Origin of the sequence: Deinococcus malanensis (genome assembly GCF_014647655.1) — a bacterium.
GTDB classification, from domain to species: Bacteria; Deinococcota; Deinococci; order Deinococcales; family Deinococcaceae; genus Deinococcus; species Deinococcus malanensis.
Window position 1 is genome coordinate 18,068 of record NZ_BMPP01000004.1, and the last position, 23,729, is coordinate 41,796.

At 66.4% G+C, this 23,729-nt stretch carries 23 protein-coding genes and 1 tRNA gene; 17 read left to right on the top strand and 7 right to left on the bottom strand.

Translation table 11 applies throughout. The annotated features are described in order from the left end of the window. Nucleotides 1-63 precede the first annotated feature (63 nt). A complete protein-coding gene (gene msrA / locus IEY49_RS05495) occupies nt 64-618 on the top strand; it encodes a peptide-methionine (S)-S-oxide reductase MsrA (protein WP_189005358.1) in 555 nt (184 codons plus the stop codon). A 53-nt stretch (nt 619-671) separates the two neighbouring features. On the opposite strand, the gene IEY49_RS05500 is transcribed toward msrA, so the two are convergent. Next, entirely contained in the window at nt 672-1,337 is a 666-nt protein-coding gene (locus IEY49_RS05500; RefSeq protein WP_229780653.1) for an MOSC domain-containing protein, read from the bottom strand. Nucleotides 1,338-1,549: 212 nt separating this feature from the next. On the opposite strand from IEY49_RS05500, the gene IEY49_RS05505 reads away from it, so the two are divergent. The 9 genes from IEY49_RS05505 (at nt 1,550) to IEY49_RS05545 (ending at nt 9,223) form a co-directional block, all read left to right on the top strand. Next, nucleotides 1,550-2,992, top strand: a complete 1,443-nt coding sequence (locus IEY49_RS05505) for a phospholipase D-like domain-containing protein (RefSeq protein ID WP_229780654.1) — start codon at nt 1,550-1,552, stop codon at nt 2,990-2,992. Between the two features lie 70 nt (nt 2,993-3,062). Beyond that, nucleotides 3,063-3,530 (top strand): hypothetical protein, encoded by a 468-nt coding sequence (locus IEY49_RS05510; RefSeq protein ID WP_189005362.1) that lies wholly within the window; start codon nt 3,063-3,065, stop codon nt 3,528-3,530. Beyond that, the gene (locus IEY49_RS05515; RefSeq protein ID WP_189005364.1) at nt 3,527-3,886 is read left to right on the top strand and encodes an RNHCP domain-containing protein; all 360 of its coding nucleotides are present in this window, start codon (nt 3,527-3,529) and stop codon (nt 3,884-3,886) included. The genes IEY49_RS05510 and IEY49_RS05515 overlap by 4 nt, the downstream gene beginning before the upstream one ends. Nucleotides 3,887-3,972: 86 nt before the next feature. Beyond that, complete coding sequence (locus IEY49_RS05520) at nt 3,973-4,146, top strand: hypothetical protein (RefSeq protein WP_189005366.1); 174 nt, start codon at nt 3,973-3,975, stop codon at nt 4,144-4,146. After that, nucleotides 4,143-5,057, top strand: coding sequence for an MBL fold metallo-hydrolase (locus IEY49_RS05525; RefSeq protein ID WP_189005368.1), 915 nt, complete (start codon nt 4,143-4,145; stop codon nt 5,055-5,057). Before IEY49_RS05520 ends, IEY49_RS05525 begins: the two co-directional genes overlap by 4 nt. Next, nucleotides 5,057-6,307 (top strand): phosphoribosylamine--glycine ligase, encoded by a 1,251-nt coding sequence (purD, locus tag IEY49_RS05530; protein ID WP_189005370.1) that lies wholly within the window; start codon nt 5,057-5,059, stop codon nt 6,305-6,307. The genes IEY49_RS05525 and purD overlap by 1 nt, the downstream gene beginning before the upstream one ends. Nucleotides 6,308-6,355: 48 nt before the next feature. After that, nucleotides 6,356-6,438, top strand: a tRNA-Leu gene (locus IEY49_RS05535). 138 nt (nt 6,439-6,576) lie between these two features. Beyond that, nucleotides 6,577-7,494, top strand: a complete 918-nt coding sequence (locus IEY49_RS05540; protein WP_189005371.1) for a tyrosine-type recombinase/integrase — start codon at nt 6,577-6,579, stop codon at nt 7,492-7,494. Between the two features lie 448 nt (nt 7,495-7,942). Continuing rightward, nucleotides 7,943-9,223 (top strand): MFS transporter, encoded by a 1,281-nt coding sequence (locus IEY49_RS05545; RefSeq protein WP_189005372.1) that lies wholly within the window; start codon nt 7,943-7,945, stop codon nt 9,221-9,223. A gap of 353 nt (nt 9,224-9,576) precedes the next feature. On the opposite strand, the gene IEY49_RS05550 is transcribed toward IEY49_RS05545, so the two are convergent. After that, nucleotides 9,577-10,524, bottom strand: a complete 948-nt coding sequence (locus IEY49_RS05550) for a ribonuclease H family protein (RefSeq protein ID WP_189005373.1) — start codon at nt 10,522-10,524, stop codon at nt 9,577-9,579. Between the two features lie 614 nt (nt 10,525-11,138). Between IEY49_RS05550 and IEY49_RS05555 the strand changes: the two genes are divergently transcribed. Beyond that, nucleotides 11,139-11,639 (top strand): hypothetical protein, encoded by a 501-nt coding sequence (locus IEY49_RS05555; protein ID WP_189005374.1) that lies wholly within the window; start codon nt 11,139-11,141, stop codon nt 11,637-11,639. Nucleotides 11,640-11,794: 155 nt separating this feature from the next. On the opposite strand, the gene IEY49_RS05560 is transcribed toward IEY49_RS05555, so the two are convergent. Together IEY49_RS05560 and IEY49_RS05565 are read right to left on the bottom strand one after the other, a co-directional pair. Further along, nucleotides 11,795-12,349, bottom strand: coding sequence for a hypothetical protein (locus IEY49_RS05560; RefSeq protein WP_189005375.1), 555 nt, complete (start codon nt 12,347-12,349; stop codon nt 11,795-11,797). Next, nucleotides 12,346-12,741 (bottom strand): Imm10 family immunity protein, encoded by a 396-nt coding sequence (locus IEY49_RS05565; RefSeq protein WP_189005376.1) that lies wholly within the window; start codon nt 12,739-12,741, stop codon nt 12,346-12,348. The genes IEY49_RS05560 and IEY49_RS05565 overlap by 4 nt, the downstream gene beginning before the upstream one ends. 552 nt (nt 12,742-13,293) lie before the next feature. Here IEY49_RS05565 and IEY49_RS05570 point away from each other — a divergent pair. From IEY49_RS05570 to IEY49_RS05580, 3 genes are all read left to right on the top strand, one after another. After that, nucleotides 13,294-13,824 carry an adenylate kinase family protein gene (locus tag IEY49_RS05570; RefSeq protein ID WP_189005378.1) on the top strand — a complete coding sequence of 177 codons (531 nt, stop codon included), beginning with the start codon at nt 13,294-13,296 and terminating at the stop codon, nt 13,822-13,824. A gap of 417 nt (nt 13,825-14,241) precedes the next feature. Next, complete coding sequence (locus IEY49_RS05575; protein WP_189005380.1) at nt 14,242-15,210, top strand: diacylglycerol/lipid kinase family protein; 969 nt, start codon at nt 14,242-14,244, stop codon at nt 15,208-15,210. A gap of 234 nt (nt 15,211-15,444) precedes the next feature. Then, nucleotides 15,445-16,224 carry an alpha-crystallin domain-containing protein gene (locus tag IEY49_RS05580; protein WP_189005382.1) on the top strand — a complete coding sequence of 260 codons (780 nt, stop codon included), beginning with the start codon at nt 15,445-15,447 and terminating at the stop codon, nt 16,222-16,224. Between the two features lie 67 nt (nt 16,225-16,291). Here the strand turns inward: IEY49_RS05580 and IEY49_RS05585 are convergent, their stop codons facing one another. Beyond that, nucleotides 16,292-17,149: a chemotaxis protein CheB gene (locus IEY49_RS05585; RefSeq protein WP_229780655.1), complete on the bottom strand. Its 858-nt coding sequence runs from the start codon at nt 17,147-17,149 to the stop codon at nt 16,292-16,294. 381 nt (nt 17,150-17,530) lie between these two features. Here IEY49_RS05585 and IEY49_RS21370 point away from each other — a divergent pair, with 381 nt between their 5' ends. Beyond that, nucleotides 17,531-17,707 (top strand): hypothetical protein, encoded by a 177-nt coding sequence (locus IEY49_RS21370; RefSeq protein ID WP_229780656.1) that lies wholly within the window; start codon nt 17,531-17,533, stop codon nt 17,705-17,707. Nucleotides 17,708-17,890: 183 nt separating this feature from the next. On the opposite strand, the gene IEY49_RS05595 is transcribed toward IEY49_RS21370, so the two are convergent. Continuing rightward, a complete protein-coding gene (locus tag IEY49_RS05595) occupies nt 17,891-18,223 on the bottom strand; it encodes a hypothetical protein (protein WP_229780657.1) in 333 nt (110 codons plus the stop codon). A gap of 281 nt (nt 18,224-18,504) precedes the next feature. Beyond that, nucleotides 18,505-18,987: a CYTH domain-containing protein gene (locus tag IEY49_RS05600; protein WP_189005386.1), complete on the bottom strand. Its 483-nt coding sequence runs from the start codon at nt 18,985-18,987 to the stop codon at nt 18,505-18,507. Between the two features lie 393 nt (nt 18,988-19,380). Here IEY49_RS05600 and IEY49_RS05605 point away from each other — a divergent pair, with 393 nt between their 5' ends. Both IEY49_RS05605 and IEY49_RS05610 read left to right on the top strand, forming a co-directional pair. Further along, on the top strand, nt 19,381-23,211 hold the full coding sequence (locus tag IEY49_RS05605) for a PAS domain-containing protein (protein WP_189005388.1): 3,831 nt from the start codon (nt 19,381-19,383) through the stop codon (nt 23,209-23,211). Then, on the top strand, nt 23,204-23,626 hold the full coding sequence (locus IEY49_RS05610) for a response regulator (protein WP_189005390.1): 423 nt from the start codon (nt 23,204-23,206) through the stop codon (nt 23,624-23,626). Before IEY49_RS05605 ends, IEY49_RS05610 begins: the two co-directional genes overlap by 8 nt. The last annotated feature ends 103 nt before the right edge of the window (nt 23,627-23,729 follow it).

Below are 23,729 nucleotides of genomic sequence, written 5' to 3' on the forward strand. Positions count from 1 at the left end.
TATCGGCGCGGCAATGGTGAGGCCCGCGGAGTGCTGCTGTCCACCACGCGCCAGAATGCTGCCATGACCGAGACCGTAAAGCAGGGCATGCAGCAGGCCATTCTCGCCGGAGGCTGCTTCTGGTGCACCGAGGCTGTGATGAAGGATCTGCACGGCGTGCACAGGGTAGAGAGCGGGTATATCGGCGGCCATACCGCACGGCCGGACTACCGCAGCGTATGCAGTGGCACGACCGGCTATGCCGAGGCGGTGCGGGTGAGCTTCGACCCGGCCCAGGTCAGTTTCCGCGATCTGCTGGGCCTGTTTTTCGCCACCCATGATCCGACCACACTCAACCAGCAGGGGGCCGACGTCGGGACGCAGTACCGCAGCGCTGTTTTTCCGCTCACACCGGAGCAGGAACGCGAGACCCGCGACATGATCGCCGATCTGGACGCGCAGAATATTTTCGAGGCGCCTATCGCGACCAGCATCGAACCGGCCTCTGAGTTCTTCGTGGCCGAGGACTACCATCAGGATTACTACGCCAACAATCCGAACGCCGGCTACTGCCGGGCGGTCATTGCGCCCAAGGTCGCCAAGCTGAGGCAGTACTACGGAGAGAAACTCCGCGCCTGAAGCGATGAGAAGGGGCCCGCGCAGTCCAGCGTGCGGGCCCCTTCCCGTTAAACTTACCGGCGCAGCTCAGCCAGTCGTTCTTCGATGTTTTCGCGGAACCGTTCGGCCACCGGATAGGTCAGGAAGGCGTTCAGGCGTTCGGCCTCGGGCACCTTGTCGTACACCATGTCGAACAGATCGCCTACCGTCGGTGCCAGCGGATCACCGGGGAGGTACATCACCGTATCGCCCCGTCCCACCGTGCCTCCGGCCAGAACCCGCGCATAGAAGCCGGGCCGGCGTTCGCGGGCAAACCGCTTGACGAAGCCGGCGTCGCCCATGTGGGCTCCCAGGGTGCCGCAGGGAATGCGGGGCGCAGTAACTTCCAGCACGACCACCTCGGCCTCCGGTCCGCGCAGTTCCAGCCGGTCTCCGACCCGCATCCGGGCGGATTCCAGGCCGCTGACCACCAGGTTCTCGCCGAAGGTTCCCGGAACCTGCTCGGCGCCCATCCGCTCGGCCCAGACGTCGTAGTCCTCGCGGGTGTAGACGTAGACCGCCTGATCGGCTCCGCCGTGGTGCTGCCGGTCCATGACGCGGTCGCCTTCCAGACCGGCGGGCGTAAAGCGGACCCGGCCCGGCACCGCGTGCTTCACGATGCCGGTGACCTTGGTGCGGTTGCCCACCTGCAGGGCCGTTGGCTGCCCCACATTCACGCTGATCACCTTCATGCTGGTCATGAGGGCAGGCTAGCAGGAATCGTGAAGGTGCCCGTACGGCGCCCCTACTAGGCTGAGGCGCGATGCTGTGGCGCCGTGCACACCTGATTCCACGTCCAGGACGATATCTGGTGTGCGCTGCTCTGTTGGGTCTGTGGGTCGGAGCCGGCGCACAGCGACCTGAGCCTGCCGTTCCGGCCGGGGTCCGCACTGTGCAGATAGGAAACTTTCAGGTGCCCCGCGAACCCTTGCCTCCACCCAACCGGCGCGCCCTGGACGGGCTGGGTGTGATGGGGCCCTGTCCCCGGCCGGATGCCCCACTGGACCGGATCCTGTACGACCATCTGGAGGGTCAGGGGGCCGCATTGAGCTGTGGCAACGCCTTTACGTCACTGGTGCATTTTCCGGATGCCGGACCTCTCAATCCCTCCCAGGCCAGTGGACCGCTGGGAGCCTACGAGGTGCTGGCGGATTCCATTCGTGGGGCTCGGCGGGAGGTTCTGCTGGAAAACATGATCTGGGACGACGATCAGCCGGGCCGGACTACTCCGGCGCCGGGTGCGCTGATCGCCCAGGCCATCGCGGAGCTGCGCCAGGATGTCCGTGACCACCCCGAGCGCCACCCGCAGGGAGTCACCGTGCGCCTGCTGCTGGGCAACTCGGTGCGGGTTGACAGCCTGCTGAATCCGGAATCCAGCGTTTACAGTGCCGCGAGGCATCTGCTGCTGGCCGGCGTGCCACTGGCCGGCGACACCGTTCCCGGCTGGACACTGGAACTGGCCAACTACACCTACTTTGCGCCGCACGACCATGCCAAGCTGCTGATCGTGGACGGCGAGGACGTGTCTGCCGGCGGCTACAACATCAGCTGGTTTCATGTTCCTCTGCGCACCCGGGGTGGCCGCGACCTGACCGACCTCGCGCTGCGGGTGCGCGGCCCGGTGGCCCGGCATGCAGTGGCGGCGTTCCGGGACGCCTGGTTGCATAGCCGGCAACTCCACTGCCCCGGAAGCGTCACCCCCGCCACTTTGAAGCGCTGCGCGCTGGTTTCTGATGTGGCTTCGTTTCCCTTGGTCTGGACCAGTCCGCCTGTCCCCGCCGGGTCCTCTCGGGTGTATGGCCTGTACCGGCGTTCCGGATACATGGGTGCCGACGACGCCGTGAGTGCACTGTTTGGCGCAGCGCAGACCCGCATTGACCTGATGCAGTCTCAGGTCAGCGGCACATTGCGGTGCAGCCTGAGCCTGCTTGCCCCGGGCGGCTGTCCCTTCCCGGCCGAGCATCTACCGGTATGGCACGCCATTGTCGGTGCCGTGCGCGAGCGCGGAGTGCAGGTACGGCTGGTCGTGGACTACGACCCAGTACTGCAACTGGAGACGCTGGCATTCCTTGCAGGTGCTCAGGCGGCCCTGAAACCCCTCGGCCTGCAGCACCACGTGCAGGCCCGCTGGTCCGGGACCGATGGGGGGTTGCATTCCAAGGCTGCCCTGATCGACGGGCAGATGCTGACGGTCGGCAGCCAGAACCTGCACTTCTCGTCTTTTGGAGACCGCGGCCTGAACGAATACACGTTGGCCACCAGTGACCCTGCTGCCCTTGCGGCGGCGCAGCGCACCTTTGATTTCGAGTGGGGCCGGAGCCGCCCGCTGACCCTTCCGTCCTGGTTGCGGCCCTGAGTTCCTACCCGGTGCATGTCCGGTGAGATTCGTCCCGCTGTCCGCTCCGGACCCGTGCTGAAATAGACGGGTGACGCCTCAACAGTCCCCTTCACCACCCGAACTGGGGTCCAGACCGGACAGCCCTTTCGATCCGGCTCTGGCTGACGCCGGCCGGGTCCCGACCCTGGTGGTGCTGTGGGGCCTGTTTACCCTGTCGAGTACTCCCTTCCTGGGCCGGCTGCTGCAGGGCGAGACTGCCCTGTTTGCCCAGAACGTCCTGTACACCTGCGCCACGGCGGTGCTGCTGGGGCTGGTGTGGCGCGGTAGCGTGTGGGCCTGGCGACTGACCGTGTCGTTCAGCATTTTTACCGGTCTGGTGGTGTTTGTCGTGGGTATGCTGGCCGGCACCAGTTCCTGGATGGGCTGGCTGGTCAGTGCTGCCGGAATCGGATTTCTGTTGCTGGCGTGCTGTCTGGTGGCCATTCCCAGCATCCGGTCGTTTCTCGACAGCCGCTGGGCCGCGCGCCGCAGGAGCGCCGGCCGGAAGGTCCCATGACCGGGGGCCCGGAGGGCGGGGGGCGCCGGTTTATGGTGCAGGGCACCAACAACCCGTTCACCTGCGGACACTGCGGCGCCCAGGTCCAGCCGCTCCAGAACGGCAGTGTGCGCAACCATTGCCCCGCGTGCCTGCACAGCAAGCACGTGGATATCAACCCGGGGGACCGGGCCAGCACCTGCCACGGGCTGATGCGGCCGGTGGCAGTAGAGCAGAGTGGCAAGAAAGGCTGGCTGATCGTGCACCAGTGCCAGAAATGCGGGTTTACCGGGCGAAACAAGGCGGCGCTGGACGATCCGCAGCAGCCGGACAGCTGGGACGCCATGATTCAGCTCAGCGCGCGACCGCCGATCTGAGTCCACGACAAGGCCTCTTCTCAGGACCTGCGCCGTGCCAGTCAAGGTGCGGGGCCGCTGGAATGTGGATTGCTACACTTCTGGGCATGGTTCTCTGGTTGGTGGTGGTGTTCATTCTGCTCAGTGCGACCCTGATTCTCGCGCTGTCGTTCGGTCCGTTGAAGGCGGCTGAAAATATCCGGGTGATCCGTATGTTCGCGGCGGTCCAGTACATGGCAGCGATGCTGCTGGCCCTGGCGCGACTGACGGGAAGAGCATGAACGGACCGCAGCTGATTGACCTGCAGTTTCAGGACACTCCGGGCGTCATTGCGGCCCATGTCCTGGATACGGGAGACGGACTGGCCATCGTCGATCCTGGCCCAGGCAGCACTTTGGGAGCGCTTGAGGCCGGACTGAATACCCTGGGGGCGGAGCTGAACGATGTCCGCCACGTACTGCTGACCCATATCCATTTCGATCACGCGGGGGCGGCAGGCACCCTGCTTGCCCACGTGCCACGGGCGAAGGTGTACGTCCATGAACGCGGCGCCGGTCACCTTGCCAGACCTGAACGGCTGGTGGCCAGCGCCACCCAGATCTACGGCGACCAGATGGACCGCCTGTGGGGTCCGATGCTGCCCATCGATCCGGACCGGCTGGTTTCCCTGGAAGGCGAGCAGACCCTGCGATTGGGGCAGGCCGAAGTGCGGGTGCTGTATACCCCGGGGCATGCCGTACACCACGTGACCTATCACATCGGAGACGATCTGTTTGTCGGCGACGTGGGCGGAATCCGACTCGACTTCCGTCAGACCCCACGGGCGCCGACGCCTCCGCCGGATATTCAGCTCGGCGATTGGCGCCAGAGTATCTCCATGCTGCGGGATCTGGATGCCCGCACACTGCATCTGGCCCACTTCGGAGCTCACCCGCAGCAGGCCGCACATTGGGACGGCCTCCTGCGCACCATGGAACTTGACGCCAGCCGCGTCCTGGAGGGAATGGAGCGCGGCCAGGGGTTCGAGGCCATTTCCGAGCAGTTCACTGAAGTTCTGCTCGACGAATTGTCGGCCGAGGCTGCTGAACTGCCGCAGCGCTATGAGTTCGCCTGCCCGCCCTGGATGAGTGTTCAGGGCCTGATGCGCTATTGGCAGCTCCAGACCGCCCGCAGAGGAAGGGGAGAGGCCTGATGCGCGTTCTGATTATTGGCGGCGGTGGCCGCGAGCACGCCATTGTGGCTGCGTGCGCGCGCCACGGTCATGAGGTGTTGTGTACTCCGGGTAATCCTGGCATAGCCCGGCAGGCGCGTGTTCTTCACAGTGCGCAGGACGCCGCCTCCCTGGCCCGACTGGCCCAGCAGGAGGCCGTGGATCTGGTGATTGTCGGGCCGGAGGCTTACCTCGCCGCTGGCGTGGTTGATGCCTGCACGGCTCTGGGCATTCCTGCGTTTGGCCCCACCCAGGCCGCCAGCCGTCTGGAAGGAGACAAGGCCTGGAGCAAGGCATTCATGGCCCGGCATGGGATTCCTACCGCGCATCACCTGACTTTCGGCAACCTGGAGGCTTCGCTGGCCCATGTGCGTGACCTACCCACACCTATTGTGGTCAAGGACGCTGGGCTCAAGGCCGGGAAAGGCGTAACCATCGCGCTCAGCCAGCAGGAGGCTGAGGCGGCGCTCCATGACATCTTCGCGGAGCCGGGGGCTCAGGCCGTGATCGAAGACTTCATGACCGGGCAGGAGGTCACGATCCTGGCCCTGACGGACGGGGAGCACTATGCCCTGACACCCCCAAGTCAGGACCACAAGACTATTTTCGATGGTGACACCGGCCCCATGACGGGCGGCATGGGCGTAATCTGCCCGTTCCCCGTGCCTGACAGCGTGCTGGATGTCATCCGTGAGAAGATCATCACCCCGACCCTGCAGGGCATGGCAGCCGAGGGCCTGCCTTTTCGAGGTGTGCTTTACGCCGGGCTGATGCTCACCCCACAGGGGCCCAAGGTGGTGGAATTCAATGCCCGCTTTGGTGATCCGGAAGCCGAGGCGGTCCTGCCCCTGCTGGCAAGTGACCTCGTGCAGCACGCCCTGGACGCAGCCATGGGTCGGTTGGACCCGGACACGGTGCGGTTTCGTCAGGAGGCCAGTGCCGTCGTGATCCTCGCGGCACCCGGATACCCGGCTGAGCCCGTGCGCGACATTCCCATCACCCTTCCCCCAGACTCTTCCGGGGTCACGGTCTTCCACGCTGGCACCCGGCTGGCCGGTGGAGCGCTGGTAAGCAGCGGGGGCCGCGTCCTTGCAGTGACTGCAACCGCAGCTTCCCTCCAGGAGGCACTGGGCGCCGCCTATTCGATGGCAGACCAGATACAGTTTCCTGGCGCACAGATGCGGCGCGACATTGGTCACCGGATTGGCCTTGCTCCGGTAACACACGTTTGACCCGGCGCCAGACCCGCGCTACCATTCCCCACGGTCATCCCCGTGTGTGCCGGTGTGGCGGAATTGGTAGACGCACTCGACTCAAAATCGAGCGGGAAACCGTAGGGGTTCGAGTCCCCTCACCGGCACCAGAAAAAGCTCAAGCCCATGCGCCAGCATGGGTTTTTGCTTTAGCTTCCAGGCCGGGGCGCCAGCGAATCAAGTGCGGGAATTTCCCGACAGTCGGTGTACGCCCAGATGCCCGGAAATGCCCTTGCGGGGGGAATTCCATGAAGCTCGACACCCTGCATCGAATGCACGCCCGCCACCTCGCCGCACTCCGGCGCAGCCCCGCCACCATCGAGTTCTACCGCTTCGCCCTTGAACCACTCGAGAAATTCCTGCACGAGCAGGACCTCGAACCCGACGCTGACCTCGTGACCCGCGGACTGCTGCAGGAATTCCAGCTGTGGCTGCGCACCTCCCGCGGGCTGCAGCCCGGCGGGGAGCATGCCGTCATGCGCGGCCTGCGCGCAACCTTCCGCTGGGCGCACGAGGAGGAGCTGATCGCCCGGGATCCCACCGCGAAATTGCGCCTGCCCACCCTGCCGCAGGAGCACCCGCCTGCCGTGCAGCCGGACGAGGTGGAGCGCTGCCTGCGGGTGGCGACCGGCATGCCGCAGCCACTGCGTAACCGCGCGCTGCTGCTGTGCCTGTACGACACCGGCCTGCGCCTCGGGGAGGTCATCGCGCTGCGGGTCGAGGACGTGAACATGGAGACCGGCCTGATCACCGTCCGCGCGGAGACCGCCAAGCGGCAGAAAGCGCGGGTGGTGCCGATGGGCGTGAAGACCGCCAAGGCCATGAACGCCTACGAGCGTAAGGAGCGCCGGCCGGTGGTGCCGCATGTCCGGGAGATGTTCCTCAGCCGCACGGGTGAACCCATGACCCGCGGCGTGCTGACACACCTGATGTGCAAGGTCGCCAGCACGGCCGGCCTGCCGCGCGCCCATACCGCACCGCACGCCTGGCGCCACGGCTTTGCCACCCAGTACCTGCGCAACGGCGGGGACATGTTCTCGCTGCAGCAGATCATGGGGCACACCTCGCTGGAGATGGTGCGGCGCTATGTCCGCTTCCTGCCGGACGACCTGCAGAACAAGCACCTGCGTTCAAGTCCGGTCGACCATCTTGGAAAGAAGCGGTGAGGTGGACTGGGCGCGGAACAGGAGGGGCCAGCACGCCTTGATCGGGTAAATCCTGGGTCCAGATAGCGGGTGAGGTCTATCTGGGATGTGCCCACCAGCGGGTCATGCTGGCGCACCCATTGGCTCCTTCCCGACCGAGCCCGTAGGGTGCCCGTGCGGGCCCTGGAACGGGTCTACCACTCTCGCCAGGAGTACGGCTGTATGTCCAGCCGTGACGCCGTTCCCTGGCCCTTGTGGGGCGGTCCACGCCTGAAGCTCAGGAACCCCATTGAACCAGGGTGTTCCTGAGCTCTCGTGCTGGTCTGCGCCCAGGCGGTCCTCATCCCGCATTGATCGTCTGGGTCCTCAGGCTGACGCCCTTCCTGATCGCACGTTCATGACAACGGGACGCTCACCAGGCGGTCCGTGCGTATCCTGGGGCCCGCGTCACCCGCGCCGAGGTCTCCCTATGTTCTCCCTGCTCCGCGACCGCCGCATCCTGATCCTGTGGATCGGCGAAAGCATCAACGCTTTCGGTAACGGCCTTACCTTCATCGCCCTGGCCTGGTTCCTGTACCGCCTCTACCCGAACTCACCTGCCCTGTCGGGCACCGTGATCGGTGCCTGGACGGCGGCGATGCTGCTCGGGACCGTCAGCCTGGCCAGTTACACCGACGTGTGGGACCGCCGCCGCATCCTTCAGATTTCCAACGGGCTGAGCGCCATCTGGATCAGCCTGATTCCGCTGCTGCACGGCCTGGACCTGCTCTCGTTCCCGGCCCTGGTCTTCATCGCGGCCCTGACGGGCTTTACCGGAAGCGTGATCTTCCCGGCGCAGCAGGCCTCCCTGCCCACCTTCGTGTCTGCAGACCGGTTACAGGGCATCCAGGCCCTGTTCAACCTCACTTGGACCACCAGCGGTCTGCTCGCGCCCATCAGCGCTGGCTTCCTGGTGGCGAGCATCGGCGCGCCCGGGGTGATGTGGGTGAATGCGGCCACCTTCGTCGTGGCCCTGATCGCCTACTCGCTCGTGCGCTTTCCCGCGGTCACCCGCGCCCAGGACGGCGGGCAGGGTCTGACCGCCTGGTGGGCGCGGACCCGGTTCGGCTTCGCGTTCGTCCTGGCGCGGCCTCCACTCTGGGCGACGCTGCTGGGGCTGGCCAGCGTGAATTTCGCCATGGAGCCCTACGTCGCCATTTTCCTGCCCCGGATTGCTGACCGCCTGATGGTGGGGGTGGAACTGCCCGCGGTGCTGTCCTGGGTGCGCGCCGACAGCCGTGGTGCGCTGGGGGTCGGTCTGCTGGGTTCGATCCTGGCAGTGGCGGAACTGGGCATGGTGATCTGGATGGGGCGCCGCGTCAGCCGCCATCCTTTGAACTGGATCGTACTGGGCTGCGTCGGTCCCGCGCTGTGCATCGTCGGGGTGGCGTACGCCCCCTCGTTGGGGGTGGCGCTGGTCCTCGCGCTGCTGATGGGCCTGTGCTTCGGTCCGCTGAATGTGATGGTGGGGACGATGTTCGCCCGGCTCACGCCGGAGGAGGTGCGCGGGCGGGTGTACAGCGCCCGCATCCTGGTGGGCCAGGGGCTGCGGCCGGCGGGAGTTAGTCTGGCCGCGGTGCTGATGGGTGCGGTGGGCCTCGCGCCGGCGGTGGCGGTACTGGGGGTGTTCGCGGCCCTCCTCACCCTCGTGGGTTACCTGCGGGCGCGTGGTGAAGGGGACGAGGTGCAGGGGGCAGCAGCCAGCGACTGAGCTGCACGGTACCGGCCTGGTTGTCATGCCATCCTGACCCATATCCATCCCCGGCCGTGATCTTCAGGTCCCCAGATTCGTGTCCTCCCGGCCGATCCCTGGGGAGAGCAGCCAGGTCACCTGCGCTGGTCGTGCCGACCACTTCACAGGAGCAGAGCCTTTGGCGCAGTTGTCAGTCGCTCTTCGAACCCGACGCGGACCTCGTGACCCGCGGGCTGCGGCAGGACTTCCAGGTGTGGCTGCGCACCTCCCGCGGGTGACAACCCAGCGGAGAACATGCCGTCATGCGTACCCGACGCGCGATCTTCCGCTGGGCGCACCAGGAAGAGCTCATCACCCGGGATCCCACCGCGTCAGTGTACCGGGCGGTCAACCAGCGTCTGGCTGACTCCGGCCAGGGCCGCGAGCTCGTCGGCGCGGTTGTTGCTGGCGTCACTGGCGTGGGCTTTGACCCACACGAAGCGGATCATGATCCCAGCCGCTTCGAGGGCCTGCTGCTGGGCGTGCAGCGCCTGCCACAGCGCGAGGTTCTCGATGGCGCCGCCGGCGCGCCGCCAGCCTTTCTTGACCCAGCCGGGCATCCAGTTGACCATGCCGTCGACGACGTACTTCGAGTCCGAGTGCAGCGTCAGCTCGCGCACCTCGGGGGTCGCAGCTGCCAGGCGCAGAGCGCCCAGGGCGGCGAGCAGCTCCATCTCGTTATTGGTGGCGTGCGCCGCCGGCCAGCCGAGGGCCAGGGTGCTGGTGACCAGCGCCGCGCCACCACGCCCGGGGTTGGGGTTGGCGCTGCCGTCGGAGTGGGCGGTCAGGTGCGTGCAGCGCTCGCCGGCGGCAGGGGAGAGCACCGGAAGCAGGCCCGTGCGCGCGTGATCAAGCTGCGGCAACCAGTCGAGCGCCGAGACGGCAGACGCTTGGCTGAGGGAGGGGTTAGCTGTGGGAGCAGTGCCGACAGAGGCGGTGGTGGCCACGTCTGCTTCTTCGATCTGCACACCCGGCATCAGCGCCGCCACGGCGCGCAGGGCGGCGTAGGCTTCAGGGGTGCAGCGCAGGTTCAGGGTTACGGAAGGCGTGGTCATGCCTGATTCTCCTGCTTCAGGGCTGTGTTGAGGACTCAGGCCGCGTGGAAGGAGTCTGGACGGAACTTCGGACGGACGCTCGGCGAGCTCCTGGGCCACCTGGTGCAGCAGGTTGAAGGCCGCCTCGATGAGTTCGGATTTGAGTGTCAGCAGCACTTCGCTGCGCAGCCTGTCCTCGTGGTTGCTCGGGTCTTTCGGGGCCATGCTCTCGGCGCCCAGCCGCATGTCTGACTCGGGGCGTATCCCAGGTCTGCTCCGCTGTCTGTTCGTGAGGGCACGTGAGGGCATCCGGCGCCGTCCAGCGGCGAGCAGAGCATGGGCGACACGGTCATATCCCTGCTGGGCAGGCCCCTGGTCATCCTTTTATCGCGGCTGATCTGGTGGCTGTCAATCTCACATCGCGCCGGATGGCGTGGCCCGGCCGACTGAAGATCTTGGGTGTCGCGCTGGAGGAGAGCTGGGCACATGAGCAGGACGGTGCCTTTCAGGCGCAGCAAAGCGAGCAGGAATAGGTTGGGTGTTGGGTTCAGGGTAATGACGCTTTGAGGTTGGCTATCTGCGGGTTGTCATTCCGGCTTTTGCCCCGGTGCCTAGAAATGAGCGACGGATATCGGTAGGCATTTTTCCTGCTACCAGCCGCTGTCCTGTACACTTTTCTAAAGCTTCCTTTAACGAGTGATGGGTCACGCCCGCTCACTTCCTGTCCTGCTCAGACTGGTGGTCTGAGTCCCCGTCCCCTGGCATCTGAATGACCTGGGGCAGTGCGATACGCGGTGAACACGATTGATGCCAGCTTCGTTGACTCACCGCCTGTCAGGCAGGCCCAAAGGAGATTGCCGATGAACATCCGCGCCATCGCTGCCACTCTCGCCCTGAGTACCCTCGCCGCCTGCGGCCAGACGGACCTCGCCGCCCAGTCGTCTGCCCCAACCCTGGCCACTCAGGCGGAGCGGACGGTCATCCCCATCTCCAGAACGCAGACGTTCACCTTCGAGAGCCCCTGCACTGGAGAGATGATCACGGGAACCACCACCGTTACCGGACAGCGGAGTGTGGTCACGGACGCCAACGGGGGAAGACATATTCACGAGAGACTCCTCTTCACCGGCACCTACCAGGGTGACGCCGGTACGACCTTCACTGACAGGCTCCGCTCTCGCATCGTCATCAATCGGACGAGTTCAGGCGCCTTGACCGTAACCGATCTCGGCACAGGTCACCTCACAGGGAGTGACGGCACCAAGATCCTGGATCGGGGCCGCTTTGCGTTGGTCGTCGATGCCAACGGAGTGGTGCGGGTGGAGCGTGGAAGCGGTGGAGCCATCTGCCAGAGAGAGTGAGGAGTGAAGCGTCAGGAGGGAGCGACACCCGTCATACTCAGAAGTCCACGACCGCAGGCCGCATAACCTTGACGGATACCGCATAAGACCATATATTTGTCAGCATCAAGGCGGCCCAGGTGGTCGCCTTCTTTCTTTGGCCGGGTGAATGGGGCTCAATGCTCCAGGGTGTAGGCCTGGCTCAGCGGAGTCACTGGGCCACCGCACGCCTCGCATTCCAGCTCACCGGGCCACTGCAGCAGAAGATTCCCCAGGGGCGCCTGCCCCCTGGTCACTGCCACAGCGCCGAGGAGCACGCCCAGGTCCTCCTCGCTGGCTACCGTCGTGACGCTCAGGGCCTCCAGCGCCAGTTCACCCAGGCGCCGGACGCCCACGTGGAAGCCGTCAAGCAGGTCGCCTGGAACGGCGGGGGAGCGCCCGGCCTGGCCCAGTGCCACGATTGTCGCCGCGAGGTGCAGATGCCCGAGCCGTTCATGCGCCGGTACCCGTGCGGCGTCCATGACCAGGTAGGGCAGCGCGGCGTACGAGGCGGTGTTCACGTCTCCCTGGTGGCACAGGGCACTCCACAGTGAGAACCAGGGTTCCGCTTTCCCATCCAGGGGCGCGGGATTTCCGTCCAACGCCTTCAGGAGTTCAGGGACATCGGCCGCCGAACCGTAGGCGTGCTGCAAAGAAGCCCAGCGCGGGTCCTCCAGGGACAGGGCGTTCATTCCAGCACCAGCGTGGCGGGCGCCAGACGGCCACCCTCGAACAGCCGCATGAGACCGGCGCGCAGCACGGCCCATTCCACCATGCTCAGATCAAGGGCGATCTCGAAGCCGTCGGTCTCCAGGACGTCTGCTGCCTGCTCATCCAGCTGCAATTGAAGGGTCTGCGCCGTCAGGTGACAGACCAACACGCCGCCATAGTGGGTGGCGGCGCCGTCCACGACCAGGCAGTACGAATCGAAGTCGTGTTCCTCGTCCTCGTCGGCAACCAGGGATTTCTGAAGTTCCAGCAGGCGGGTGGGTTGGTCCGCGCTGTCGGCCAGGGCAATCAGGAAGGTATCCACGTTGATGAGTTCTTCGACGGCAAGAGCACGAGAGGTGAAGCGGTCCGGCATGCAGGCAGCATCGAATGCACGTGCCGGTGAGTTGCCGTCGGGTGACAAGCGCTGAGCGGCCGGGTCGGTGCTGGATTTCCGTGACAGCACGGCGGAGCACGGTTCACCTGAACTGCGCGCTCCCGCAGGACGATGTGACTGCGGCGCTGCTCATGCTGGCGGGGGTGGCCCATCTGCAGGTCAGTGGCGCCGCCCTGCAGGGACGCTTGTCTCCTCACCGGCGGAGAAGTGCACAGCCCTGTGCGTCATCAGCACGATCTGTCCGGTCCGTCCCATGACGAGTCTCCGACGCCACCCTCGAACCCATCATGGACACGGGAAGAAGCGCAACCCGGGCATGGCACTCAGCCGCGTTGTTCCGCTCATCGCATGTCTGCGTGGATGGGCTGTCTCCAGCTCAGCCCACCAGTCGCCAGGCATGAGCGGTGAACCCACCATGAGCAGCATCACGGGAGCTCCGTCTCTCCGTTGTGCATCTGCAACCTCTTTGGGTGTCCCTGCACGCACCAGGGTCACGGTGGTGCAGTTCTGCGGACACCGGGGGCTCTTCGTATGGGGGATACCCACCAGATGCTGGAGTTGCGCGTTCATGCACCCAGGGGAGAGCTGATGGTCCTCGGTCCATCACCGACCCTCAAGACCAACCTGACCCATGACGCGCCACAGACGCCACTGGTGAACCCACCATGCGCAGCAAGCGTGCCCTGCACGACGGGCGCCTGCGCGAAGCGCGGTGGGCGCTGGGCGCTGGATGGATATCCCCGGCAGGTGGGCGCGGCGGAGCACCTCCTCCGGCCCCTGGATTCGCTGGACTTTCCTGTCCTGAAGGTGGTGCACCTTCAACTGATCGACAACGAGGTGATGCGGCGCCTGCTGCACCGGGGCCGGGAGGACGACACGCCTGAATCGGTGGAGAAGCGTCTAGCGGTATACCGCGAGGAGGTCCTCTCGGCCGTGACGTACCTCAGGGGGGCCCTCCCCGAAGGCACGGTCGTGGAGGTGGACGCACTGACACCAGGTCTGGACGCCGAGGCCGGCGCAGAGGAGGTAAAGCGCCGTGTGCTGCAGGCCGTGGCGGGATGACGCACAGCTCACACCGTGCCTGAAAGGATGACACCACCCAGGACAGGGCGAGGCCTGCCCCATGACGTACGCAGGCACTGCCGTGGGCAGGCCGTGGGTGAGACCTCGGCTCCTCTGGGATTTGCGCCTTTCGTAGAGGAGGCATCGGACACACCGCCGGGCAGATCTGGCGTCTGGGGCTGATGGGCGAAGTGGCGCAGGCGGGGCCCTACCGGGTCCTGATGGCGGAGCTTGAAGCCGTGTTGGGTGCAGAGGGTCTTCTGGGCCGCTTTGAAGGCGGTGCAGGAATCAGGTTCAGGATGACGTTTCTGGGGTGCCCGAGAAGGCCCGGAGGCCCCTGGGATCCGTGAACCCTAAAGAAGCACAGAAGTCGTCCACCACGGCCAGCTTCCCTTCTGGCCTATGAATGGGTTACTTATGACCGATCCATCCACTTCCGCTGCGGTTGCCCCTGATTCCCTCTCCACCCTGGCAGGCAAGCGGGTGCTGCTGGTCTTCAATCCCAAAAGTGGCCAGGGAGAGAGTGCCCTCCCCGATTTCGTCCGCTTGGTCCGGCAGGCCGGGGCCGAAGTCACTGAGCGTGAACTGGTCAAGGACACGCCGATGAGCGAATACGTGGCCGATCTGAAGAACTTCGATCTGCTGGTCGGAGCGGGCGGTGACGGGACGGTGAGCAGCCTGGCGTACGCCGCGCGTTATAAAGACGTGCCCATCCTCGCGTACCCGGCGGGCACCGCCAACCTGATCGCCAGGAACCTCGATCTGCCGGACGACCCTGTTGAACTGGCGGCCGTTCTGGCGGGAGGCCACACGGTGCGGGTGGACCTGGGCGAGATTGAGGTCAAAGGCGAGAAAAGCGGCTTCGCCATGCTCGCTGGCGCGGGAGCGGACGCGGCGATGATCCGCGACTCTGAAGACCTCAAAGAGAAGTACGGTGAACTCGCGTACATCATGAGCGCGATGCGCCAGATCAATCCCAGCAAGACCACCTTCCACCTCGTCATTGATGGCGAGCCCCGCTCCTTCGAGGGCATCGGGGTGATGGTCGCGAACTTCGGCATGGCCAATTACCGCCTGCCGATCACGTCGGACATCAGTCCCAGCGACGGCAAGTTCACGGTGGTGCTGATCAAGGCTGGGAACATCCTGCGTCTCGTGCCCAACCTCATTGACTCGGTTCGGGCCAAGCTGAATCTCGGAGATCCCATGTTCAGTGGGAACCTGGAGACCCTGGATGCCAAGACGGTGACGGTCGAGGCGGACGATCCTTTTCCCCTGCAATACGACGGCGAGCTGCACGTGGAGACGACCCCCTTCACGGCGAGCATCGTGCCGGGTGCCGTGCGCTTCCTGACGCCCATCAGGAAAGCGGATCTGGACACCTGAGCTGCGGCATATCCGCCGTGAAATGGTCGGGAGGGGTGAGACAGGAACTTCGGTAATGGTGCGCCGCTTGTCCCGTCTGTCCCCGAAGGGCGTGCTCCCGCGCGCACACTGCCGGAAGGGGCGCTTCCAGCGAGGGTCCTGTGCACTGCACCGGGGCCGCGGCCTTCGCCGTGAGGACAGGCTGGATCCCCTCGGCTGGGACGTCTGGCTGCCCTTGAGCAGCCACGCTGAAGCATGCTGTTCATTCTGGGTCTGATCCAGTTGCTCGCCTTCGGGCTCCTGGGGCTCGGCTGCTGGGCACTGGTGCGCTGGCTGACGCGGTCTGACCCGCGGGCGCACGCCGCGGTAGTCGTGGCCCTGTTCCTCCCCTGGATCGCCAGCCTGGCGTACGGCTTCGCGGCCTCACTCGAATACCGGTACGTGGTCCGTGCAGGCGTGGATACCAGCGTCGGCTACAAGAACGTGCCGGTCAGCCCGGGGTGCACCCTGATCGCGCGAATTCCGCCGGATGAGTCGTTCGTGGTCGGGCCCGCGAAGACTGACGGTGAGGAGCGGCCCCGGCTGATGTACGCCGACGAACTCACCGTTCAGGGCGACCGGGTGTACGTGCGCTCGGCGGAGGGCGTGGGCGTGATTGACCGGCAGGCTGACACCTGGCGCCGGGTGCCGGATGCCGGCGACCTCCAGGGTGCCCGGTGGCTGTCCCCGCAGGCATACAACCAGGCCTATGGCCCCCAGCCGGGACCACTGCATCCGATGTATCAGGCCGCCACCCGTGCGGCGCCCCTTGTGGTCTCAGCTCCCACGCTGATTCCACCTCGGCTCAGCCTGGGCATCGACCGGAGGGACCTGTCCGTGCCCTTTCAGCGTCGCCGTGCCGGTTGCGGGCGGCTGAGGGGTCACCCCTCTGTACGGTGCGTATCCGAGTCCACCTGGTCCCGGCTGAGGGTCTCGTTCTCCATCACGTCCGTGAATAGCAGGCGGGAGCGTCTCTCGAGTTCCTGGGCTTTGTGACGGTACGCCTCCGCGAGGCGCACGTGGCCGGCCGCGGCAAGTTCCGTCCCGGTATTCTCCAGCAGCATCACGCCTTCTTCCACAGTGCGCAGGTCGCCCATAGCGTCTCCTCAATGTGCTCGGTGACGCTCACCAGCAGCGTATCGCCGGTGTACGCGTGTCCGGTATGACAGCGGTAGCGGGTGAAGCCGCTCTCGCTGATCTGCACCAGCACTCCGCCGCACTCCGGGCAGGTCTGTGGGGTCACCTTCCCGAACTCCATCACGCCCTGCCGGAACGCGTTGTCGCTGCGCGCGATCCGCACCTCGCGCCTGGTGCGCTCCCGTGTCGCGTCGTCCACCGCGGCGGCCTGCCGGGGCACGTTACGGGCCAGGCGGTCGAGCAGTGCCGCCAGGTCTGCGACGCGCACGACATGGTCCACCTCCACCCGCGTCAGGGCGCTTTGCGGCATTGAGTCGTGCTCGGCGTCTTTCGGGTCCTGCACCACGGTGGTGCCGCCAAAATGCTTGATGCTCCACAGGCCGGAAGTGCCGTCGTCGAGCATGTCACTGAGCACCACGCCGATCGCATTGGGTCCCTCGCTGTACGCCGCAGAGCGGAACAGGACATCCACAGCGGGGCGCGCACGATTTTCCTTGGGGCCTTTGCGGACGAGCAGGCAGCCATGCTCGGTCAGCAGGTGGTGCTCGGCCGGGGCGCAGTAGATGTGTCCAGGTCGGATCGGCTCGCCGTCCTGGGCATGCGTGGCGGGGAGTGGTCCGGCCCGGTTCAGAATTTCAGGCAGGTGGCTGGGCGTGTAGGCCGGGATGTGCGTGACGATGCAGATGGCCGCAGGGAAGTCTGCGGGCAGGTGGGTGGCGAGGTCGATCAGGGGCTGGGTGCCGCCGGCGGAGGCGCCCACCACGATCAGACGGTGCGGAAGCATGGTCACACTATCTCGCGCCAGAGCATGAGCTGTGGGGTGGTGACGGCAATGCCCGGTTCGAGCCTGAGCCCACCGCGAATCCGCTTGAGCGCGGGAAGAGCGGCGCGCCCTCCAGGGCTCCTCTGCAGCTTCTGCTTCTCCACCGGTCCTGCCTGAGGCGTTTGCGCAGCCAGGATCGGTGGGGGAGATGAGTCTGGAGCGCTGCTGGGCAGGCGAAAGTTGTCCACTTTCAGGCCTGTAACTGCCCAAGGTGGAGACTGCTGCCCGTGCGATTCAGGGACTTGCCGCCCTGGGCGCTGGTGCAGAATGGCAGCCACGTGCCTGCTTTCTTCGTCTTTACGCTTGTGGCCCCGGAGGGCACCTGGTGTGCCCGCTTTCCGCATGAGCGTGCCCGCTGCTACAGTTCATCTTCCTGGGGACCACAGGCTGACCATCACCAGCATCCAGCTGCCTACCGAGGAAATATTCCGGGCATTGGCTGCCCGGGCGGCGACCCGTCATGCGAATCCCGCCTCCGACGAGTACCGGCAACTGCTTCATCTGCTGATTCCTTTTTGACCGGCTGGGCTTCGTCCGTGCCAGGAGCGGTGGAACGGTCAAAGCCACGTGCCTGACCAGACTCACGTCACGACGCTCCACTCGCGAGGTGCTTTTTCAACGCCTCGTTCATTCCTGGACTGACCTTCATCAGCGTGGCCACCGATGACAGTAAGTACACGGGTTGTGGAGGGAAAGGGCGATTTAGCGGGTGGGTGTGTGGCGCGCGGCGCGGCGGCCCAGGCTGCTTTTCAGGCGCCGGGCCACCGCCTGCACGCAGGCGCGGCAGCTCAGCGGTCCCGTCACCTGAGGCGCATCAGCGTAGACCTGAGGACCACGGCCACAGAGTGCCTGGCCATCCGAGAGCCGCACCAGGTGGGTGGCGCCCCCGGGGGCCAGCTGGAAAGCGTGCGGCTCACTCAGGTGGTGACGCATAGCGATCTCGGCGCAGGCCCGCTCGAATGGCAGTTCGGCCAGGTCGGTGTGGGTTGGTGTGGCACGGGTGCGCAGCGCGGCGGAAGAGCGAGGTGCAGCCATGCTCAGGAGGGTAGCGCGGTGCCCAGGCGGAGGGCGGCGGTTCATGTGATCGCCACCCTCCGCCTGAGGCCTGAACCAGTGCGCTTAAGGTTGCATGGGGCCACCTGCTATCCGCAATTATTTCCGGGATACCCCAAGTTGACGTCAGGGGCATTTCGAGTTGCTTGTTGCATAACCTCCTGAGCCAACGCGGAGTCACGTTCACCTCGAGATCCAAAGGCGCCCTTCGCAGGCAATCTCAGCGCTGGCCCTGACGAGGGGTGCTCCAGGCCTCCGCTGCTTCAGCGCTGCGGAACGGTTCCAGCCCTGGCCAGCGCCGAGTTGAAGTAACGCGGGTCGAAGCTGACCTCCTCACCCAGCCAGTCGGGGCGCTCGAAGGCCTCGTCTTCGCGCTCAAGCTCAACTTCCGCCAGGATCAGGCCAGAGAGCGACCCGCCGAATTCGTCGACATCCCAGGTGTGGCGGCCCACCGTCACGCGGAAGCGCCGCTTGCTCAGGGCGCTGGTGGCTAGGGTCCGGAGCATCTGCGCGGCGTCACCCGGCGGGATGGGATACTCGTACTCGGCGCGGGTCAGGCCCTGCGTGGCGCCCTTGATCGTCAGCCAGGCCCGGTCGCCCTGCAGGCGCACGCGCACCGTGTGCTCCGGATCCTGGCTGAGGTAGCCCTGCACGGTCAGCTGCCCGGCGTCGCGCGGTTGATCAGCCCAGCGCTGTGGATCAACCAGGAATTTGCGTTCGATCTCGAGTGGAGGCGAGTGGCTCATGGCTTCAGCATGACGCGTACCCCGGGTGAACCTGTTGTGCACCTCAGGATGAAGGGGGCAAGAACAAAGCCTCCCCGGGGAGGTTGCAAGGCGACGCACAGGTGGAACGCCGGCGCTGGTCATGGCGAAGGTGTCCCGTGAGCCGCGGAGCAGGACCAGGTGCTGACCGGGTTCAGCAGGCGACTGCCGCTGCAGCCGCTGTGCAGGTCCTGGGCTGAACACCGCTTCCGGAGGAAGGAGTACCACCTGGAAGAGCACGGGGGACCTTGGTGACAACGAGAGGCAGCGCCAGAGCTTCAGGTCCGGGCCATGCCCTCGGTCACAGGAGCTGTGCCGGGACGCCCTGGAAGGTACCACTGAAATATTCCCTTTCGATACGCCCTAGAATGTCCTGTGCCTCTCCCGCCTGACCGTCCCACCCTGGCCGGCATGGGTGCGGATGTCGCGTCCATCAAAAGCCTGCTCGACCTGTGCCCGACCGGTGCAGTCCTTACTGATTCCTCGTTGCGGGTGCTGCACATCAACAGCGCCCTGGCCACACTGATGAATTCCGACGTTCACGCTGCCCGCGGACAATCCCTGAGCGGGCTGCTGCCCGGGTTGCCGCGTGAAGTGCTTGACGCCTGCGAGGCAGCACTGTGGCGGGACCAGCCACAACGTGACCTGCGGTTCGACCTGATCAGCTCAGAGGGCCCCCATGCCGTTCGCGGCCGGGTGACTCCGGTCCACGATGGTCATCAGCAGGTCGCCGGGCTGGTCGTGACCTTCGAAGACGCTGCTCCGGCGACCGTGGAGATCGACCGGCTCCGCCGCCTGCAGACCATCACGGCGGCCCTCACGCGGGCGGTGACCGCGAACGACGTCAAGGCCATCATCCTGCAACAAGTTGTGCCTGCCACGGCCGCCTACGCGGGGAGTCTGATCAGGGTGGTGGATGAGGCGACGCTGTACACGCTGGGAACGGTCGGATACGACCAGACCTTTGAACTCACTTGGCAGCGCTTCCCGGCGGACGAGGGCTTTCCAGGGGTGGCCGCCATCCGGGCGAGGCAGCCGATCTTCGCGACCCTGGATGATCTGCAGCGGGACTACGTTGCTGTGCTGCCCCTGCTGCAGCCCCGCACCCGCGCGGTTGCCGCCCTGCCCCTGATGGCCGACGGGCTCGTCCTGGGCTGCCTGACCCTCTCCTTCGAGCAGGAGGGTGACATTCAGGCTGACCGGCAAGGGCACCTGCTGGCCCTGGCGGAGGTCAGCAGCCAGGCGCTGCGGCGCGCCCGGCAGTACGACGCGGAGCACGCCGCGCACCAGCGCAGTGCTCTGCTCGCTGAGGCGGGCACCGCGCTGGCTGAGTCCCTGAACGTGACCGCGACGCTGGAGCGGATCACGACCCTGGCCATCCAGCATGTCGCGGACTGGGCGGCCGTGTTCCTGCCGGATGACACCGGGCGGATGGTCGTGGCCGCCGCGGCCCACCCGGATCCAGCGAAGGTCGGGCAGCTTCGCTGGTTCCTCGCCCGGCTCCCGCACGATCCACAGGCATCGGGCTCACCTGCCTGGGTCCTGCAGACCGGGCAAGCCGTCCTGATGCCTGTGGTTCCGCCTGACATCGCCGACGCGTTCCCGCAGAGTGACCTTCGTGACGCGTTCCTGGCGTTGGGTCAGCACTCGGTGATCAACGTGCCGCTCACCGTTCAGGGCCGGCATATTGGCGTGCTGGGCCTCGCCACCACCCACCCGTCCCGCACGTACGGGGAGGCTGACCTGGAACTGGCGCAGGCCCTCGCTGCCCGGGCGGCCCTCGCGCTGGACAATGCCCAGCTGCATGAGGCAGCCGACCACAAGGAGCAGCGTTACCGCTCGCTGGTCGACGCGACCCGCCAGGCCGTCTGGACGAACAGCCCCGAGGGACGGATGCTCGGTGAGCAGCCCGGCTGGGCCGCGCTGACCGGGCAGGCACAGGCGGAATACGAGGGGTACGGCTGGTCTGACGCTCTGCATCCAGAAGACCATGCGCCGACGCTGGCCGCGTGGCAACGCGCCGTGGCGACCCACTCCGGCTTCGAGATGGTCCACCGGGTCAGGGGGGCGGACGGGACCTACCGGCACTTCCACGCGCGCGCTGTCCCGGTCCTGAACGCGGACGGCAGCGTCCGGGAGTGGGTGGGCGTTCACACCGACATCACCGGGCAGGTGGACGCCCAGCGAACCCTGCAGGACCTCAACGCCCTCCTGGAGCAGCGGGTGCAGGAACGCACGCGCGCGCTGGCGGAAAGTGAGCGGCGCTTCCGGAGCATCTTCGACAGCCAGTTCCAGCTGATCGGCCTGCTCGAGCCGGACGGCACGCTGATCGAGGCGAACCGCACGGCCCTGGACTTTGCCGGGGTGACCCTCGAGGACGTGGTGGGCAGGCCCTTCTGGACGGCTCCCTGGTGGCGCTATTCCGATGAGGTGCTTCAGGAGCTGCGTGACGCCCTGCGCCGGGCCGCGTCCGGTGAGACCGTGCGGTATGACGTGGACATCTTGGACATGAACGGTCAGGCCGCGACCATCGATTTTTCCCTGAAGCCGGTGTTCGGTGACCAGGGTCAGGTGATCCTGCTGATTCCGGAGGGCCGCATCATCAGCGAGGAACGTCGTCTGGCGGCCGTGCTACAGGCGGTGGTCTCCAGTGCGCCCCTGATCCTGTTCGCCCTGGACAGGCAGGGCCGGTATCTCCTGTCGGACGGCGCCGCGCTCGCCACGCTCGGCCGGCAGCCCAACGAGCTGATCGGGCAGAGTGCCCATGAGGTCTACCGTCAGCAGCCGCAGGTGCTGGAGCCGATGAAGCGCGCGCTGGTCGGTGAGAAGGTTCATGAGATCGGCACCATGCGGGGGATCACGCTCGAGAGCTGGTACCAGCCGCTGAGAGACCAGCGCGGTCAGGTGAACGGCATGGTCGGGGTGGCCATCGACGTGACCGACCGCGCCCGCGCGGAACAGGAACGCGAGGAGACGCGGGCACGGGCCGAGGTGCTCGCGGCCCTCGGCGACGCCCTGCAGGTGGTCTCGTCCCCGGGCGAGGTGGTCGTGCAGGCACTGGAGACCCTGGGTCCTGCGCTGGACGTGATGGCCCTGATGGTGGTCCCGGTCGACGTGCAGCACATGAAAGCCATCACCGTCTGGGGTGAGGTCCCCGACCTGGTCCGGGGGACCATGGACCGCGAGGACCGCTCGCTGGCCGACACGCCGGTCCTTGCCAGGGTCGTGTCCACCCGCCGGGCGGTCTACCTGGAGGATTACGGGGGCGCTCCGGAGCGTGCGCCCGGACTGGACGGCCTGGCCTGTGCGGTGGAACCGGTGCTGACCTCGGACGGTCGTGTGGCGGGCGCGGTGGTTGCCTGGCGGGCCGGTGCCGGTGAATGGTCCGGGGGCCAGCGGGACCTTCTGCGGCGCGGCGCGGCCGCCCTGGCACTGGCCCTCGAGCGTGCGGAGGTCGCCGCGAACCTGCAGGCGCAGCGCGACGCCCTCCAGGGCGCCAACCGCGAACTGCAGCGCAGCAACGCGGAACTGGAACGCTTCGCGTTCGTGGCCTCACACGACCTGCAGGAGCCCCTGCGGACCATCGCCAGCTTCAGCGAGCTGATCAACCTGCGCTACGCGGACGTGCTGGATGATCGGGGCCGCCAGTACCTCTCCATGGTCGCGGGCGGCACCGTGCGGCTCAAGCGGCTGATTGACGATCTGCTGGTGTTCTCCCGCCTGAATGCCCAGCGTGACCCGCTGCGGCCCGTGGCTACCGAAAGTCCGATCAACGAGGCACTGAGCCACCTGAGCGCGGCCATCCAGGCCTCCGGCGCCCGGATCACCATCGGTGAACGTCCGACCGTGATGGGAGACGGGCGTGAACTGACGCAGCTGTTCCAGAACCTGATCGGGAATGCCCTGAAATTCTGCCGTCCGGACACGGTGCCTGAGGTGCGTCTCGACATTCAGGATAAGGGGCCGGTCTGGCACTTCCAGGTGCGGGACAACGGGATCGGCATTCCACCGGAGTATCGGGAGCGGGTGTTCGGGATGTTCCAGCGCCTTCACACCCGCGACCAGTACGACGGGACCGGCCTGGGTCTGGCCATCGTCCGGAAGATCGTGGAACGGAATGGCGGCGAGGTGTGGCTGGACTCCACACCCGGGGTGGGCACGACGGTGCACTTCACGCTGCTCAAGGCGGACGGCGCCGATGCTTGAGGTGCTGCTGGTTGAGGACTGCGAGGGGGACGTGCTGCTGGTGCAGGAGGCGGTCGCGGATGTGGACGTGCGGCTGCACGTCGTTCGTGATGGCGTGGACGCCCTCGCGTTCCTGAAGCGCGAGAGGGCTTTTGCAGACTGCCCGCGTCCCGCGGCGGTGCTGCTCGATGCCCACCTGCCCCGCCGGAATGCCGTGGAGGTGCTGCAGGAAATCCGCACTGACCCGGCCTTGAACTCCCTGAAGGTGGTGGTGTTCAGCAGCTCTGAGGCGCCGCGGGACGCCGAACTGAACCTAGCGGCGGGCGCCGATGCCTACGTGGCCAAGCCTCTGGGCTTCGAGGCATTCGTGCAGGCCGTGCAGCACATCCTGCGTGACTGGGGAGGGGAGATGCCTGCGCCGCGGCACCTGAAGTAGGGCAGACCGGTCTGGTGACAGGCCGCTCTGTGGATCAGGCCCAGCCGGCCGCCCGGTGGAGTGCACCTGGGTCAGCACCGAAGCCGCCGAGGAAGATGACCGT